General features: G+C 64.8%; 8 protein-coding genes. 5 read left to right on the top strand and 3 right to left on the bottom strand.

From position 1 onward, the window contains the following. Window positions 1-5 precede the first annotated feature (5 nt). From BN4332_RS17070 to pks2, 3 genes are all read right to left on the bottom strand, one after another. Window positions 6-671, bottom strand: a complete 666-nt coding sequence (locus BN4332_RS17070) for a methyltransferase family protein (RefSeq protein WP_066899922.1) — start codon at window positions 669-671, stop codon at window positions 6-8. 238 nt (window positions 672-909) lie between these two features. Next, window positions 910-1,722 carry a GAP family protein gene (locus BN4332_RS17065; protein ID WP_066899920.1) on the bottom strand — a complete coding sequence of 271 codons (813 nt, stop codon included), beginning with the start codon at window positions 1,720-1,722 and terminating at the stop codon, window positions 910-912. 380 nt (window positions 1,723-2,102) lie between these two features. Then, entirely contained in the window at window positions 2,103-8,396 is a 6,294-nt protein-coding gene (gene pks2, locus BN4332_RS17060; protein WP_066899918.1) for a sulfolipid-1 biosynthesis phthioceranic/hydroxyphthioceranic acid synthase, read from the bottom strand. Window positions 8,397-8,857: 461 nt separating this feature from the next. Between pks2 and BN4332_RS17055 the strand changes: the two genes are divergently transcribed. The 5 genes from BN4332_RS17055 (at window position 8,858) to BN4332_RS17035 (ending at window position 17,946) form a co-directional block, all read left to right on the top strand. After that, window positions 8,858-10,594, top strand: a complete 1,737-nt coding sequence (locus tag BN4332_RS17055; RefSeq protein ID WP_066899916.1) for an AMP-binding protein — start codon at window positions 8,858-8,860, stop codon at window positions 10,592-10,594. Between the two features lie 22 nt (window positions 10,595-10,616). Next, a complete protein-coding gene (locus BN4332_RS17050; RefSeq protein WP_066900147.1) occupies window positions 10,617-11,408 on the top strand; it encodes an alpha/beta fold hydrolase in 792 nt (263 codons plus the stop codon). Between the two features lie 363 nt (window positions 11,409-11,771). Next, window positions 11,772-12,191: an MmpS family transport accessory protein gene (locus BN4332_RS17045; protein ID WP_066900145.1), complete on the top strand. Its 420-nt coding sequence runs from the start codon at window positions 11,772-11,774 to the stop codon at window positions 12,189-12,191. Then, window positions 12,188-15,073 carry an MMPL/RND family transporter gene (locus BN4332_RS17040; RefSeq protein ID WP_066899914.1) on the top strand — a complete coding sequence of 962 codons (2,886 nt, stop codon included), beginning with the start codon at window positions 12,188-12,190 and terminating at the stop codon, window positions 15,071-15,073. The genes BN4332_RS17045 and BN4332_RS17040 overlap by 4 nt, the downstream gene beginning before the upstream one ends. Beyond that, window positions 15,073-17,946 (top strand): MMPL/RND family transporter, encoded by a 2,874-nt coding sequence (locus BN4332_RS17035; protein ID WP_066899912.1) that lies wholly within the window; start codon window positions 15,073-15,075, stop codon window positions 17,944-17,946. Before BN4332_RS17040 ends, BN4332_RS17035 begins: the two co-directional genes overlap by 1 nt. Window positions 17,947-18,025: the final 79 nt, after the last annotated feature.

Genomic DNA, 18,025 nt, shown 5'->3' with positions numbered 1-18,025 from the left:
GGTCGTCACCAAATGAGCGGGACCATGCGGTAGCGAACCGCCTGCGTGTACTCGCGGTATCCATCAAGTTCTTCCCGGAGCAGCCGTTCTTCGTCGTGGATGCGGAGGACGAGGACCACCAGGCACGGGACGGCGAAAAGCAGCCCCCAGTACGACCCGAGCGCCGGGGGAATCCCGGCCAACAGAAAGATGTCGCTGCTGTACATCGGATGCCGAACCAGCCCGTACAAGCCTGTCGAGACAAGCTGCTGGCCCTCCTCGACGCGGATGGTCACCGCCGCATGGTTGTTCTGTGCGAGGACGAGCGTCAGGCCGCCGATACCGAGCGCCACCAGAACGTTGCCGACCACGGAGACCGACGTTGGAACCGCGGACCAGCCGAAGCGATGGTCGAGTGCGCTGACCACGATCATTGCCCCCCACAGCAGCAACAGCGCGGTGGCAAGGATCTTCTGTGGCTTTCGGCTCTCGGCCGCCGGCATTCGGCGTTGGAGTACCGCGGGATTCGTCCGCAGGAAGTAGGCGCCAGCAACCCATCCCGAGATGACGACAACGGCGAGGAACACCCATGCTTGCCAGTAATCGAGCGTGCCTGCGGGCACGAAGATCAGCAATCCGACCACCACGATGCCGAGCGTGCCGCTGGCCAGAATATTCATCAAAGATTTCATGGCACCTCGATGCTGCACATTGATTTCCCCAGCTAGCAGCGTACATCCGCCTCGGTTGGGGTGCCGGATTTTTGGTTCTTCACAGCCGGAGAATGGCAAGCCTGCGCGCAAGGCGATCTGGGGCCGGCATCAGCGGAGAACGTGACAGGGTGTGACCTCCGCCGGTCCGACAAACCGCTCGCGGTCGATTCAGCGAATTCTGTCGACTTCCGCACCCGCTGCCCGGTGGATCACCGATTCAGAGCCCGCCCAAGCCCCGGAGCACCAGGGAAGCGCCGACCACCGCGCAGATGGCCGCGGCGAACGTCTGACGATGCGCACTGGCCCATTCGTGCAACTTACGTAGTGCCGCTTGAGTTCTCGCGGGCGCGATGACGTTGCTGACGAGGATGAACTCCTCCACCATGAGCACGCCGAAGACGAATACGATCAGTGCGATCAGTTGGACCTCGAACGAAGCGCCCGAGGCGACGACGATGGCGAGGGCGAACAGGATTCCGTCGAGTGGTGGGACCACGATGATTCCGATGACGAACGGGATCCAGGGGGATCCGTTCTGCCACGCCTCCCGAACACGGCCGATCAGTCGACGAGATTTGGGATCGGCGTCGGCGTCGGCCGGGGTGGGGTACAACAGCCTCGTGATGGCCGGCGGGGCACCCGAATCGTCCACGAGTGTGGTGGTGGTACCGCTGCCGTCTCCCGCCGCTCGCTGACGGCTGCCTGCAGTGACCGGTTTCCGTAGCACATTGCGCGCCACCATGAATGCGGCGATGGCCAGCAGGGTAATGCCGAGTCCGATGGTGATGCGCTGTGTCATCGGGTCTGCGGTGGGGTGAGCGAATCTCTTCGCGAACGCGGACGACGCCGGAGTGGAGTGGAGCACGATCAGTGGAATGACGAGGCTGGCGAGTCCGATCAGGACCGCGCCCGCCCAATAGGCGAACAGGTTTTGCACGGGCCGTGGTCGAGAGAGCACCAGAAGAATGATTCCGAGGCGCACGGGATTGATCGTCGTCAAGAGTGCCAGTACCACCAACGAGCCCCACATGACCGGAATACTACCTCGTGTGTTATTTGCTGCAGGGATTCTCGAAACTTGATCGCGAGCACTTTGAGCGCGTTTGGCCATGCGAAACCGCGGGCCTGTGCACGTCACGGTCGGCGACACCTGAACGGCGTGGCCCCATCGCGCACCGGCTCCGAGGATTCGGTGTGACTCTGCTGTTGTTTCCTGTTAGGCCGTCATCGGATGCGTTGTGAAGTAACTAGTTTCGCGGCGTCCGTGCCGGTTGCCGCCCCGCCGGGGTTGAACCTGGCGGGTCGGCGTAGGACCTGTCAGGAGCCGAGGTGGACGGGATGACCGAGGGGAACGACGGTTCGTCACCGGACTCGGACACCCACCCGGTCGATGTGAGGGCATATCGGCACCTAACCTCTCTCCGGGTTTGCTGAAGCGGTGGCTCCTGCGGGCAGGAGCTTCTCGCACAGCAGGTCGGCCAAACCGTGCACGGTCGTGATGCCCGTGGCCGAGATGCGAATGCCGGTTTCATTCTCGATGCGGGTTCGCAATTCGAGTGCCCCGAGCGAGTCCATCCCGTACTCGGAGAGGGGACGGTCCGGATCGACGCTGCGGCGCAGGATCACGCTGATCTGATCGGAGATCACGTGCCGCAGCTTGGCGGCCCACTCCTCGGGTGGCAGATCGTCGAGTTCGGCGCGCAACTTGCTGGTTCCCGTCGCGCTCTGGCGGGTTGAGCGGAAGGCCTCGGCGAACGGGCTGCGTTCGGCGAACACCGAAAGCCACGGCGTGCCCGCGATCGGGGCGTACCCGGTGTATGCCCGGTCGTGACGCAGCAGCGCTTCGAACGCGTACGCACCTTCGTCCGGTGCGATGGCGGCGCCGGCGCTCTCGGCCAGGTCGGTGCCGCGGCCGATCTGCCCCCACGCGCCCCAGGCGATCGCGGTGCCCGGCAACCCCTTGGAGCGGCGCCACAAGCTGAAGGCGTCCAGCCAGCTGTTGGCCGCAGCGTATGCACCCTGTCCGGGAGAGCCGACCAGTGCCGCCGCCGACGAGAACGAGCAAAACCAGTCCAACGGCTGGTCGGCCGTCGCGGTGTGCAGGTTCCACGCACCGTAAACCTTTGGTGCCCAGTCGCGCTCGATCAGTTCATCGGTGATGTTGGTCAGAGCGGCATCTTCGATCACGCCCGCCGCATGCAAGACGCCCCGCACCGGAAGTCCGCCGGCGGTCGCCACCGCCACCAACCGTTCCGCCGTTTCGGGTTCGGCGATGTCACCGCACTCGACGACGACGTCCACCCCGGTGGCCCGGATGCGATCGAGGACCTGGAGCACGGGTTCGCTCGGTTGCGAGCGGGAGGACAACACGATGCGTCCACATCCGTTGGTCGCCATCTTCTCGGCGATGAACAATCCGAGACCACCGAGACCGCCGGTGATGATGTACGCACCGTCCGAACGGAACACCCGCACCTGCGATGGTGGAACCACGAGCCGGCTGGATCCGGTGTGCGGGATGTCGAGCACGAGCTTGCCGGTGTGTTGGGCGCCGCTCATCGTCCGAATGGCGTTGGCCGCATCGGCAAGTGGGTAGCGGGTGAACTCGGGCATCGGAAGGTCGCCCTCGGCGCTCAGCAGGTAGACCGTGGACAGCAGTTCACGAAGCCGGTCCGGATGGCTGACGGACATCAGCGCCAGATCCACGGCATAGAACGACAGGTTGCGCCGGAAGGGGAAGAGGCCCAACCGGCTGTCGCCGTAGATGTCCCGCTTGCCGATCTCCACGAATCGTCCGCCGAATGCCAGCAATTCGAGGCCGGCCCGCTGGGCGGCGCCGGTCACCGAGTTCAGCACGATGTCCACGCCGTATCCCTGGGTGTCCTGACGTATCTGATCGGCGAACTCCAGGGACCGGGAGTCATAGACGTGCTCAACGCCCATATCCCGCAACAACTGTCGACGCTCTTCACTGCCGGCCGTAGCGAAGATCTCCGCACCGGCCGCGCGGGCGATGGCCATCGCCGCCTGGCCGACGCCACCGGTCGCCGAGTGGATCAACACCTTGTCGCCCGACTTGATGCGCGCCATGTCGTTGAGGCCGTAATAGGCCGTGGCGGTCGCGATGGTCAGCGCCGCCGCCTCGGCGTCGGTCAGTCCCGTCGGCAAGGTGGTGGCCAGCCGCGCGTCACAGGTGACGAACGTTCCCCAACAACCGTCGGCGCACAGACCGCCGACCCGATCGCCGACCTTGTGATCGGTCACCTCGGGGCCGACCGCGGTCACCACTCCGGCGAAGTCGATGCCGAGCTGGGGAAGCCGGCCGTCGAAGGCGGGGTAGCGGCCGAAGGCGACCAGTACATCGGCGAAGTTGACACTGGATGCGGTGACCGCCACCTCGATCTGCCCGGGCCCCGGCGGGACATGCTCGCAGGCTACGAGTTCCATCGACTCCAAGTCGCCGGGCGTCCGGATCTGCAGCCGCATTCTGTCGCGTTCGTGATGGGCGACGGTGGTCTGGCGCTCCTCGGGACGCAGTGGGGCCAGACACAGCCGCGCCGTGTACCACCGCCCGTTGCGCCACGCGGTCTCGTCCTCCTCGGATCCGCTGAGCAGCTGTGCGGCCAGTTGCTCGACATCGACGGTCTGGTCGACATCGATCTGAGTGGCGGCCAGGTGCGGGTGTTCGGTGCCGATGACCCGGATCAGGCCGCGCAGCTCAGCCTGCTCCAAATTGGCGACGTCGCCGGCCAGCACCGTCTGCGCATTGCGTGTGACGACGTACAGGCGGGGCAGTTCACCACGGATTTCCGGCAACTCGCGGGTGATGTGGACGAGATGGCGCACATAGTCCCGTCCCAGCAGCGGGGAGCGTTCGGCGTGGTCACCGTCATTCGGTGCGGTCACGATGACCACCCCGGTGAATCGGCCGGCCCGCAGGTGAGTGCCGAGCTGCTCGCAGGTCAGCGAGTCATCGGCTTGGTTGGGCCAACTCATGCTGGTGCACAGTGCGCCACGGTCTTTCAAGATGCCGCACAGCTTGTCGGCTACCACGTCGGGGCCGGAGGCCGCGCTGATCACCAGCCACGAGCCGGCATCGGCGTATTCCACCTCGGGCAGTTCGCGCGGACGCCATTCGACGGCGAGCAGTCTCTCGCTGAGCACCTGGTCGTGGTGGGCGCCGGCCGACGCGCCGGTGCCCAGGCGTAGCCCCTGCACGCTCAGCAGCACCGCGCCGTCCGGGTCGAGAACGTCGATGTCGACTTCGATGCCCGTGGCGTCGGCCGAGGTCAATCGCGCATAGCAGTAGTGCGCATTGCGGGCCGAACCGTACATGCGTAACCGTCGCACCCCGAGTGGCAACCCGAGGACGTCGCCGCCGACGGCCTGGACGTCGGGATGTGCCTCGACAGACTGGAAACACGCATCGAGGAGCGCCGGGTGCACCCCGTACGCGTCCTGCTGTGAGCGGATCGAACGGGGAAGTGCCACCTCGGCGAGCACCGTGCGCGCCTCTGCCTCGCCGGTGTGCACCGAGGCCAGGCCGGTGAACGCCGGACCGTACTGAATACCGTGTTGGCCCACCCGATTACGCACCTCGGCGCCATCGTCGGAACCGGGATGGGCGGCCAGGATCGCGGAAATGTCGTAGCTGGGCGGGATCTCATCCGCCGCGGCGCGCAGGACGGCCGTTGCGTGCCGCACCTGCCGGCCCTCCTCGTCGGTCTCGACGGTGAAGTCGGCGACACCAGGTGACGACAGCGACGCGGACGCGCTGACCACCGTGTGCTCGTCCAGCAACAGCGCCTGCTCGAACCGGATGTCGCGAACCTCGCAGGCCTCGCCCAGCACGGTCCGGGCCGCAGCCAGCGCCATCTCGCAGTAGGCGGCGCCCGGTAGCACGGCGACCGAGCGAACCTGGTGGTCTGCGAGCCACGGCTGAGCCGTGGTGCCGATATCGGCCTGCCAGACATGACGTTCCGGTTCCTCGTGCAGCCTGACGTTGGCCCCCAGCAGCGGATGGACCGCGATGGTGCAGCCGCCGTGGGTCGGAGCCTCCTGGCCACTGCCGCTGAGCCACAGCCTGCGGTGCGTCCAGGTGGGCAGCGGGGCATCGACCAATTGACCGCCGGGGGCCAGTACCGAGAAGTCGACCGCGGCGCCGGCACTGTGCAAATCGACCAGGAGCCCGCGCAGGCCGTTCGGCATCGGCTGTTGGCGGCGCATTGCCGCCACGGCGGCCATCGGTGTCTCGCGACCGGCGGCGGTCTGTTCGAGCGCCCGGGTCAGCAGTGGATGCGGCGACAGTTCGGCGAAGACCCGGTAGCCGTCCTCCAGGGCGGCTTGTACGGCGGTGGCGAAGCGCACCATTCGGCGCATGTTGGTCACCCAATAATTGGCATCGCACACCGGTTGCTCGCGCGGGTCGAACAGAGTCGCCGAATAGAACGGAATCTCCGGCGTCCGCGGTCGCAGATCCGCCAGCGCCGCGGCCAGATCGTCGACGACCGGATCCATCTGTGGTGAATGGAACGCCACGTCGACCGGGACCTCGCGCGCCAACACCCCGCGTTGCTCCCAGTCCGCGACGAGTTCGCGCACTGTCTCAGTGGTGCCGGCGATGACCGTGGACTGCGGGGAAGCCACCACCGCCACCACGACGTCGTCGATGCCGCGGCCGGTCAGCTCCGAAAGTACTTTTTTGGCGGGAAGTTCCACCGCGGCGGTGGCGCCCTTGCCGGCAACCCGAGACATCAGCCGGGACCGGCGGCAGATGAGGCGCAGCCCGTCCTCCAACGAGAGTGCGCCCGCCACAACGGCCGCCGCGGCCTCTCCCAGGGAATGGCCGATCACTGCTCCCGGGACCACTCCGTGTGCCTTCATGGCGGCGGCCATGGCGACCTGCATGGTGAACAATGTCGGCTGCAACCGGTCCTGTCCGGTCACGGCCTCCGCCGCCGACATCGCCTCGGTCACAGAGAATCCGGACTCCGCGGCGATGATCGGTTCGGCCTGCGCCACGGTGGCGGCGAACGCCGGTTCGGTCGCCAAGAGATCGGCACCCATTCCCGCCCACTGCGAACCCTGTCCGGAGAACACCCATACCGGACCGCGATCGTCGCGACCGACCGCGGCTGGGTATTCGGTGTCGCCCTCGGCGACCTCGCGCAACGCGGCGATGAGTTCCCGTCGGGTCCCAGCGCTGACGGCGGTGCGGACCGGCCGGTGCACGCGGCGGCGCGCCAACGTGTATGCCAGATCGGGCAGGGCGACATCGTCGTGTGCCAGAACCCAGTCGGCCAGCCGGCCGGCGGTGCGTCGCAGTTCTTCGGACGAGGTGGATGACAACGGGAACATCAGGAGCGCCGGCGAGTCGGAGACGGAGTGTTCCTGGGCCGGGACCGGCGCCTGTTCGACGATCGCGTGAACATTGGTCCCCGACAGTCCGTACGACGACACCGCGGCCCGCCGGGGGTGATGACCGTTGGTGCACCACGGAGTGGTCTCCTGTGGGACAAAGAGATTGGTCCGAATCTCGGCGAGTTTGTCGGGCAGGCGGGTGAAATGCAGGTTCTGTGGAACCTCGCCGTGCTGTACGGCGAGGACCGCCTTCATGAGTCCTAGGGCCCCGGAGGCCGCCTGGGCATGTCCGAGGTTGGTCTTGACCGACGCCAGCGCGCAGGGGCCGTCGATGCCGTAAACCTTCGCCAGACTGGCGTATTCGATGGGATCGCCCACCGGTGTGCCGGTACCGTGCGCCTCGACCATGCCGACGGTGCCGGGATCGACTCCGGCGGCCCTCAACGCCGACCGGTACACCGCGGTCTGCGCGGCATCCGACGGTGTCGCAATGTTCACGGTGTGGCCGTCCTGATTCGCGGCCGTGCCACGAATCACGGCAAGGATCCGGTCTCCGTCCCGCACGGCGTCGGACAACCGCTTGAGCAGGACCACGACGCAGCCCTCACCGCTCACGAATCCGTCGGCCGCGACATCGAACGCGTGACAGCGTCCGGTCGCCGACAGCATTCCCTCGGCCGAACCCGAGGCGAACTTGCGCGGGTCCAAAGCCAGTGTGGCGCCGCCCGCCAGAGCGAAATCGCTCTCACCCTCGTGCAGGCTGCGGCATGCCAGGTGTACCGCCGTCAGACCCGACGAACACGCCGTGTCGACGGTGAGCGCGGGGCCGTGCACGCCGAGTGCGTAAGCGATCCGGCCAGATGCCAAGCTGAAGTTGTTGCCGCTGAAGCCATACGCCGCCTCCAGCGCCTGAGCGTCGGCCGCCAGCATCTGGTAGTCGGCGTGTGTCAATCCGACGAACACTCCGGTCGATGACTCGGCCAGCGCTTCCCTCGTGAGACCCGCGTGCTCCATGGCCTCCCACGCGGTCTCCAGCAGCAACCGCTGCTGCGGATCGAGTGCGGCACTTTCGCGTTCGTTGATGCCGAAGAACTCGGCGTCGAATCCGGCAACGTCATCGAGGAACGCGCCCCATTTCGACACCGACCGGCCGGGCACGCCAGGCTCCGGGTCGTAATACTCGTCGGCGTCCCAGCGATCGGGTGGAACCTCGGTGACCAGGTCGTCGCCTCGAAGCAAGGCCTCCCACAGTCGCTCGGGGGAGTCGATCCCGCCGGGAAGCCGGCAGGACATGCCGATGATGGCAACGGGAGTCACCGGTTTGGCGGCCTGGGTTTTCCCCATGTCGGCGTCCGCTCCTGTTGTCCCCCCGCGCACAATTTCGGACGCAGTCAATTGCCACTCCTCCCGGCCGGCCTTTCCGCGGTTCATCCGCGACGAGGCCCCATGCCTGCATTCGTGCGCCGGCCGCGGAATTGGACCGGTGGTGCCACGCGGCCATTAGCAGCTCAGCGTCCGTCGCGGGCGCTCACAATCACCAACAGTATGTTCGCTGCGGGATTGTTGTCCCAGGATCGAAACAATCCGCAGGTGAGATGCGGGAGATTTCAACTACTTCGTGGCCCCGCTTCGGCCCGCTCCGTAACAGTCAAGATCAGAGGCGTTTCGATGCGTTCGCAAACGTGTTTCGCTCACGTTGGTGCGTTGGCGCGGAATGACGTGGCTGTGATTCATAAGACCTTTCAAATAGAGTTTGCTGGCTGTTCCGGATATGTCGGCGCAGTTACCGCGATACCCTGACCTGCGTGGGCGAGGCATCCATTTTGACGTTGCTGCGGGAGCGTGCGGGTCTGCAGGGCGATGACACGGCGGTCACGTTTGTTGACTACGAACAGAATTGGGACGGCTCCGCCGAGAGCCTGACGTACTCCCAGCTGTATCGGCGGGCGTGCAATGTCGCGCGAGAGCTCGACAGATTCGGCTCACCCGGTGACCGCGCCCTCATCCTGGCGCCGCAGGGATTGGACTACATCGTCGCCTTCTACGGTGCGCTGCAGGCGGGCCGGATCGCGGTCCCGCTGGCGGTTCCCATGGGCGGTGTCAGCGACGAGCGCGTCAGCTCGGTGCTGCAAGATGCGGAGCCGACGGTCATCCTCACCACGTCGGCAGTCGCCGGTGTGGTCACCGACTATCTCAGAACGAATTCCCTGGCATCGCCGGCGATCGTCGAGGTCGACGCTTTGGACCTCGATGCCCCGGCCGGTTCCGCGGCGCAGCGCGAAAACCCCACGGATACCGCGTATTTGCAGTACACATCTGGGTCGACTCGGCTGCCTGCCGGGGTGATGATGTCGCACCGGAACCTGTTGGCCAACTTCGAGCAGCTGATGTCGGGCTACTTCGCCGAATTCGGGAATGTCGTTCCGGAGGGCTCGACGATCGTCTCCTGGCTGCCGTTCTATCACGACATGGGTTTGTATCTGGGAGTCTGCGGTCCGGTGTTGTCGGGAGTCCCGGCGGTGCTGATGAGTCCCGTGGCATTCCTGCAACGGCCGGCCCGGTGGATGCAGATGCTGGCGACCTACGGTCGCACCTACACGGCCGCACCGAACTTCGCATTCGAACTCGCGGTACGCAAGACGTCGGACGAAGACATGGCCGGGCTGGACCTGTCGAAGGTGCTCGTCATCATCACCGGCAGTGAGCGGGTGCACCCGGCGACGCTCGAGCGGTTCGTCCAGCGATTTGCCAGGTTCAACCTCGACCCGGCCGTGATCCGGCCTTCTTACGGGATGGCCGAAGCCACGGTGTACATCGCGACCCGAGAATCGGGTGCGCCGCCGGCGATCGTGCGGTTCGAATCCGAACCGCTGACCGCGGGCACCGCGCAACGTTGCGGGAACGGCGCGGGCACACCCCTGGTCAGCTACGGCGTTCCAGTCTCGCCGGCGATCCGGATCGTGGATTCCGAGACGCACGCCGAATGCCCGCCCGGAGCCATCGGGGAGATCTGGGTGCACGGTGACAACGTGGCCAGCGGCTACTGGAACAGGCCCGATGAGACGGCGTCGACCTTCGGTGGGCGGATCGTCGCTCCGTCGGCCGGTACGCCGGAAGGACCCTGGTTGCGCACCGGGGATTCGGGATTCGTGTTCGACGGCGAGCTGTACGTCATCGGGCGCATCAAGGATTTGCTGATTGTTTACGGGCGCAATCATTCTCCCGACGACATCGAGGCGACGATCCAGGAGATCAGCCGGAGCCGGTGTGCGGCGATCGCGGTTCCGGACGGCCATACCGAAAAGCTCGTCGTCATCATCGAATACCGGAAGCGGCCAGAGTCGTCCGAGCAGCCCGCGGATCAACTCTCGGCGGTGAAACGCGAGGTGACGTCGGCCATTTTCAACACGCACAGCCTCGGGGTCGCAGACCTGGTTCTGGTACCGCCGGGTTCGATCCCGATCACTACGAGCGGCAAGGTACGCCGTGCAGCCTGTGTCGACCAGTACCGGCAGGGTGAATTCGCCCGCCTGGACGCATGAGTGCAGGTTCGGGGAATCGGACGTGAACCTGGCCTATGACGATCGCGGCGACGGCGAACCGGTGTTGTTCATCGCCGGTCAGGGTGGTGTCGGGCGCACCTGGGATCTGCATCAGGTGCCCGCATTCCGCGCCGCCGGGTATCGGGTGGTCACCTTCGACAACCGGGGGGTGGGCGCGACCGCTGACGCCGTCGGATTCAGTTCGGCGACGATGGTGGCCGACACGGTCGAGCTGATCGAGCGGCTCGGCATTGCTCCGGTCCGGATCGTGGCGATCTCGATGGGCTCCTACATCGCACAGGAGCTGATGTTGTCGCACCCCGAGCTGGTCAGTCAGGCCGCATTGATGGCCACCCGGGCGCGGCATGATCGCGCGCGCGAGTTCTTCGGTATCGCCGAGCGGGATCTCGCCGATGCGGGGGTGCGACTGCCTGCGACGTATGACGCGAAACTACGTTTGCTTGAGAACTTTTCGCCAAAGACCTTGAACGACGAGAGCGCCGTCCGGGACTGGATCGACACGTTCACCAGGTGGCCGGCGAAGGTGACGCCGGGGATCCGGGCGCAGTACGAGGTCGGGCCACAGAGCGACCGGAGGCCCGCCTACCGGTCGATCACCACACCGGTGCTCGTCATCGGTTTCGCCGACGATCTCGTGATGCCGCCGCATCTCGGAGCGGAGGTGGCAGATGCCTTGCCCAACGGTCGATATCTCGAGATCGCCGATACCGGTCACCTCGGCTTTCTGGAACGGCCCGAGGTGGTGAACTCGGCGATTTTGAATTTTTTCGCCAGCGTCTGCAGCCGTGCGTAGCCCGCACGGAATTGTCTCGGCCCACAACAGTTCCGCGACGGCCATCAGCAAAGCGGAATCAATTAGCTGTATTAATTCAGTTCCCAAGTGGGAGGTCCCCGAAATGCATTACGATCGCGTATCACCTTGGGAGTGGGCCGATATGGAGGTGGGCTGAATGATCTACTTGTCAGGTTCGAACTGTCCTGCCCGAGCTGTTGTGTTTCTGCCATGACCATTCAGCGCGGCCGGCTTCGAATGCCAGGCGCATCCGAGCTGCCGGTGCTCCGTCGAGAATCGCGGCCGATACACTTCGCCTGTTCTCGCGGTACGGATAGTCCGGAATAGGCCGCGGATTCAGGGGGTTCGTGAAACGTGGGGGTTCTGAAGCGGGTATGGATTCCGCTGTTGATCCTGGTGGTCCTCGGTGCCGGGGGATTCACGGTCATGCGGCTGCATGGCGTATTCGGCTCCGAGACCCGTCCTACGTATGCCGACACCGAACTCGAGGAACGCAAACCCTACGACCCCAAACAATTGGTGTACGAGGTGTTCGGCCCGCCCGGAACGGTCGCCAACATCAGCTATTTCGACGTCGACGCGGAGCCGCAGTTCGTCGAGGGAGCAAGCTTGCCATGGACATTGAAATTTCCGATGACCGAGGCCACGTCCATGGTCAATGTCATTGCGCAAGGCGACAGCAACCGAATCGGCTGCCGGATCACCGTCGATGACGAGGTCAAGGCGGAGAAGGTCGAAAATGGCGAAAGCGCCTTCACCTACTGCCTTCTGAAGGCCGCATGAGCACCAACCCGGAGACCGGCACCAAGCCGCCATTGATAGCGCGGGCGATCCGCGTGCTGGCGTTGCCCATCATTCTCGGGTGGTTGGTGATCGCGTACGTGTTGAGTGCGGTCGTCCCCCCGTTGGAGCAGGTCGAAAAAGAGCACTCCGTATCGCTGATCCCCAACGACGCGCCGTCGTTCGAGGCGATCCAGCGGATGGGCAGGAACTTCGGCGAGGCCACCTCGAACAGCGCGGCGATCATCGTCCTGGAGGGGGAGCAGCCCCTCGGGGACGAGGCGCACCGCTATTACGACGATCTGGTTCGCCAGCTCAAGGCCGATACCGCGCACGTGCAGCACGTGCAGGATTTCTGGGGCGATCCTCTGATGGCGGGCGCGGCGCAAAGCGCCGACGGCAAAGCCGTTTACGTCCAGATGGGCCTCGCGGGCGATCTCGGCCAGGCATTGTCGAACGAGTCGCTGGAGGCAGTCCGAGGCATCGTCGAGCGGAGTGCACCGCCGCCGGGAATCAAGGCGTACGTGACCGGGCCGGCGGCGATGGTCGCCGACCTGAGCGCGAGCGGTAACAAGACCGTCCTGCTGGTGACGGGCCTCAGCCTCGCCGTGATCCTGACGATGTTGCTGTTCTTCTTCCGTTCGATCTTCACGGCCGTGATCCTGTTGTTCCTGGTGGGCATTCAGTTGCAGGTGGCCCGCGGGGTGGTCGCGCTTCTCGGTGATCAGGGCCTCATCGGCCTGTCCACGTATGCGGTCAACCTCCTGGTGACGCTCGGTATCGCGGCGGGAACCGATTACGGCATCTTCTTCGTCGGGCGCTACCAGGAGGCACGTCAGGCCGGCGAGGACAAGGAACAGGCTTTCTACACCACGTACCGCAGCGTCGGAAAGGTGGTGCTGGCATCGGGTTTGACCATCGCCGGAGCGGTTTTCTGCCTCAGCTTCACCCGCTTGCCGTACTTCCGCACCCTCGGTATCCCGTGTGCGCTGGGCATGGTCGTGGCGGTCGCGGTGGCACTGACACTGATCCCGGCGGTCCTCGCGCTGGGCAGTCGGCTCGGATTGTTCGAACCCAAACGCAAGATCATCGCTCGCCGATGGCGACGCATCGGCACGGCGATCGTCCGCTGGCCCGCACCGATTCTCGTCGCCGCCTGCGCGGTCTCCCTGATCGGGCTGCTGGCCCTGCCGGCATACCAGGCCGGCTACAACGACCAGAACTATCTGCCCAAGGACATTCCCGCCAACGCCGGTTACGAAGCCGCCGGCCGGCACTTCCAACAGTCGCTGATGGCCTCGCCGGATGTGCTGCTGGTCGAGGCCGACCATGACATGCGGAACGCCTCCGATTTCCTGGTGCTGAACAAGCTGGCCAAGGGTGTTCTGGCCGTGCCCGGCGTGGCCCGGGTGCAGGCGGCGACCCGGCCGGAAGGTGTTCCCCTCAAGCACACCACGATTCCGTTCATCATCAGCTCCTCGAACGCCGGCCAACTGCAGCTCCTGCCGTTCCAGAAGGCCCGCATGAACGACCTTCTCGTCCAGGCCGAGGAGATCTCCAAAACCATTGCGGTGATGGAACGCATGTACGCGCTGATGCAGCAGCTCGCCGCCACCACCAACAATCTGGTGGGCAAGACGCACGAACTCGAAGACACCACGCTCGAGTTGCGCGACCACATGGCCGACTTCGACGACTTCTGGCGACCGGTACGCAACTATTTGTACTGGGAGCCGCACTGTTTCAACATCCCGCTCTGCTGGTCGATCAAGTCCCTGTTCGAGGCCTTGGACGGCGTGGACCAACTCACGGTGTCGATGCACGATCTGATCGGCAACCTCGACCAGCTCAACCTGTTGATGCCGCAGATGATCGCCCAGTTCCCGGCGATGATCGCGACGATGCAGAGCACGCGGACCATGATGCTGTCGATGCGCAGCACCATGGCGGGGGTGCTGGCACAGATGGACGAGATGTCCGACGGTGCCACGGCCATGGGCCGGGCCTTCGACGATGCCAGGAATGACGATTCCTTCTACATTCCGCCAGAGGTATTCAAGAACGCGGACTTCAAGCGCGTCATGGATGTGTTCTTGTCGCCGGACGGGAAGACGGCGCGCCTGCTGATCTCGCAGCGCGGAGATCCGGCGACGCCCGAGGGTATCGCCCGGGTCGATCCGATCAGGACGGCCGCGGAGGAGGCGCTCAAGGGAACTCCGCTGGAGAGCGCCAGGCTCTTCGTGACCGGAAGCTCGGCCATGGCGAAAGATCAGGTGGACGGGTCGACCTACGACCTGATGATCGCCGGAATCGCTGCGCTGTGCCTGATCTTCATCATCATGCTGATCATGATCCGCAGCCTCGTCGCGGCCTTGGTGATCGTCGGCACGGTGGCACTGTCCCTCGGCGCGGCTTTCGGTTTGTCCGTACTGATCTGGCAGCACATCCTGGGCATCCAGCTGAACTGGATCGTGCTGGCGATCGCACTGATCATCCTTCTGGCGGTCGGCTCTGACTACAACCTGTTGCTGGTGTCCCGGATGAAGGAGGAGATCGCGGCGGGCATCAACACCGGCATCATCCGCGCCATGGCCGGCAGCGGAAAGGTGGTGACGATCGCCGGTCTGGTGTTCGCCGCGACCATGTTGGCGATGTTGGCCAGCGATGTGCTCACCATCGGCCAGGTCGGATCCACCATCGGTATCGGTCTGCTGTTCGACACCCTGATCGTGCGTGCGTTCATGACACCGTCCATCGCCGCGCTGCTGGGTCGATGGTTCTGGTGGCCGCTGCACGTGCGTCAGCGTCCGGCCAGTGCGATGCTGCGGCCGATCGGGCCGCGACCGCTGGTCCGTTCCCTGTTGCTCAACCCTGACGAACGCTGATCGTGGTGAGCAACAACAAGCCACCGCTCATCGCGAGGATCATTCACCGGCTGGCGGTGCCGATCATTCTCGGCTGGTTGGTGATCGTCGCCGTCGTCACCTTCGCCCTTCCGTCGCTCGAACAAGTGGGGCGGCAGTATTCGGTGTCGTTGGTCCCCAAGGACGCCCCGGCGTTCCAGGCCATGCAGCAGATGGGCCGGAATTTCGCTGAATCGGATTCCGACAGCGTGGCGATGATCGTCCTGGAGAGCCAGCAGCCCCTCGGCGACGAGGCGCACCGCTATTACGACGATCTGGTGCGGCAACTCAAGGCCGACACCCGTCACGTGCAGCACGTGCAGGACTACTGGGGCGATCCGCTCACCGCGCCCGCGGTCCAGAGCGCCGATGACAAAGCGGTCTACGTTCAGCTGAATCTCGCTGGTAACCAAGGCGAATCCCTGGCGACCGAATCCGTCGAGGCAATCCGCGGCATCGTCGACCGGACACCGCCACCAGAGGGACTGAAGGCCTACGTCACCGGCCCGGCTCCACTGGTCGCCGACATGAACCATGCCGGGGACAAATCCATCATCAAGATCACCATCGTCACCCTCGTGGTGATCCTGGCGATGCTGCTGTTGGTCTACCGCTCGGTGGTCACTGCGGTCCTCCTCCTCGTCATGGTGGGGATCCAGGTTCAGGCGGCGCGCGGAGTGGTGGCCTTCCTCGGCCTGCACCAGGTGATCGGGTTGTCCACGTTCGCGGTCAACCTGCTCGTGTCGCTCGGCATCGCGGTGGGTACCGACTACGGCATCTTCTTCCTCGGGCGATATCAGGAGGCGCGACAGGCCGGGGAAGACCGGGAAACGGCCTTCTACACCACCTTTCAGAGTGTGGCCAAGGTCGTCCTGGGCTCAGGGTTGACCATCGCCGGGGCGATCTTCTGCCTGAGTTTCGCTCGCCTGCCCTATTTCCAGACGATGGGTGTCCCGACCGCCGTGGCGATGGTTGTCGCGGTCGCCGTCGCACTCACACTCATCCCGGCCGTGCTCGCGGTGGGCGGGCGTTTCGGGCTGTTCGAACCCAAGCGCAAGATCATCGTCCGCCGGTGGCGGCGCCTCGCGACGGCGATCGTCCGATGGCCGGCACCCATTCTGATCACGGCGTGTGTGATCGCACTGACCGGATTGCTGGCGCTGCCGGCTTACAAGACCAGTTACAACGATCGCCTGTACGTGCCTGGTGACATTCCGGCCAACGTCGGATACGCGGCTGCCGAGAGGCACTTCCCGCAGTCCAGGATGACGCCCGACATCTTGATGCTCGAAGCCGATCACGATATGCGCAATCCCGCCGATCTGCTGGTCCTGAACAAGGTGGCCAAGGGAATCTTCGCGGTGCAGGGCATATCCCGCGTGCAGGGCATAACGCGTCCCGAGGGAAACCCGATCGACCGGACATCGATACCGTTTCTGCTCAGTTTGCAAAGTGCCAATCAACAGCAGGTGATGCCGTTCCAGCGGAACCGGATGAAAGACCTGTTGAAGCAGGCCGACGACATCACCACGCTGATCAACATCACGCAGCGGCTCTACAGTATCGGCCAGCAAATGGTCAGTACGACGAATCGAATGACCAACGACACGCGCGAACTGGCGGAGGTCACCGATGAACTGCGTGACCACATCGCCGACTTCGACGACTTCTTCCGGCCGATCCGCAACTACTTCTACTGGGAACCGCACTGCTTCAACATCCCGCTTTGCTGGTCGACGAGATCTCTGTTCGACGCGCTCGACGGGGTCGACGCCGTCTCCGATCAGATGCGTGACCTCAGCCTGGAGACCGACAAGCTGAATGTGCTCATGCCCCAGCTGATGGGGCAGTTCCCGAAGATGATCGCGAGCATGCAGACGATGCGATCGGCGCTTCTGACCATGCACAGCACCATGGCAGGCACCTTCGCCCTGATGGACGAGATGAGCGAAAATGCCACCGCGATGGGGCAGGCATTCGACGCCGCCCGAAACGACGACTCCTTCTATCTCCCGCCCGAAGTGCTGGAGAACGAGGACTTCAAACGCGCGATGAACCTGTTCTTCTCGCCGGACGGCAAGTCGGCCCGTTTCATCATTTCGCACCGGGGGGATCCGGCCACGCCCGAAGGCATCTCCCGGGTCGACTCGGTGGTCAACGCGGCCCAAGAGGCGCTCAAGCTGACTCCGCTGGAGAACGCGAGGGTGTACCTGGCCGGCACTGCCCCGACGTTCAAGGACATGCGCGACGGCTCGACCTACGACCTGTTGATCGCCGGTGTGGCGGCACTGTGTCTGATCTTCGTCATCATGCTGTTGGTGACGCGCAGCCTGATCGCCGCGTTGGTCATCGTCGGCACGGTGGCGCTGTCGCTCGGCGCGGCGTTCGGGCTCTCGGTGCTGATCTGGCAGCACATTCTCGGGATACACCTGCATTGGCTGGTGCTCGCGATGTCCGTGATCGTGCTGTTGGCGGTCGGTTCCGATTACAACCTGTTGTTGGTGTCCCGGATGAAGGAGGAACTCGCGGCGGGCATCAACACCGGCATCATCCGCGCCATGGGTGGTAGCGGAAAGGTGGTCACCGCAGCGGGTCTGGTCTTCGCCTTCACGATGATGTCGATGGTCGTCAGCGATCTGCGAATCATCGGTCAGGTGGGTTCCACGATCGGCATCGGCCTGTTGCTGGACACCCTGGTGGTCCGCGCGCTGATGACACCGTCCATCGCGGCGCTGCTCGGCCCGTGGTTCTGGTGGCCGCAACGGGTGCGCCGACGACCGGCCAGCGCACTGTTGCGGGACACTGCTCCGCGGCCGGTGGTGCGGTCGCTGCTGCTGCCCTCAGACGAGCGCTGATTCCTGGGAGTTCCCGCTCCGCGCCGACGAACTACTTTTTGTGGAAATTAATAAAATTCGTCGACCGGGCAGCAAATTG

The sequence above is a fragment of the Mycolicibacterium houstonense genome (assembly GCF_900078665.2).
Taxonomy (GTDB): Bacteria; Actinomycetota; Actinomycetes; order Mycobacteriales; family Mycobacteriaceae; genus Mycobacterium; species Mycobacterium houstonense.
This window is presented reverse-complemented; position numbering and strand designations above follow the sequence as displayed.

Excerpts from the sequence above, each read along its gene's own strand:
- BN4332_RS17070 (WP_066899922.1), bottom strand. The coding sequence starts at position 671 with ATGAAATCTTTGATGAATATTCTGGCCAGCGGCACGCTCGGCATCGTG.
- BN4332_RS17065 (WP_066899920.1), bottom strand. The coding sequence starts at position 1,722 with ATGTGGGGCTCGTTGGTGGTACTGGCACTCTTGACGACGATCAATCCC.
- pks2 (WP_066899918.1), bottom strand. The coding sequence starts at position 8,396 with ATGGGGAAAACCCAGGCCGCCAAACCGGTGACTCCCGTTGCCATCATC.
- BN4332_RS17040 (WP_066899914.1), top strand. The coding sequence starts at position 12,188 with ATGAGCACCAACCCGGAGACCGGCACCAAGCCGCCATTGATAGCGCGG.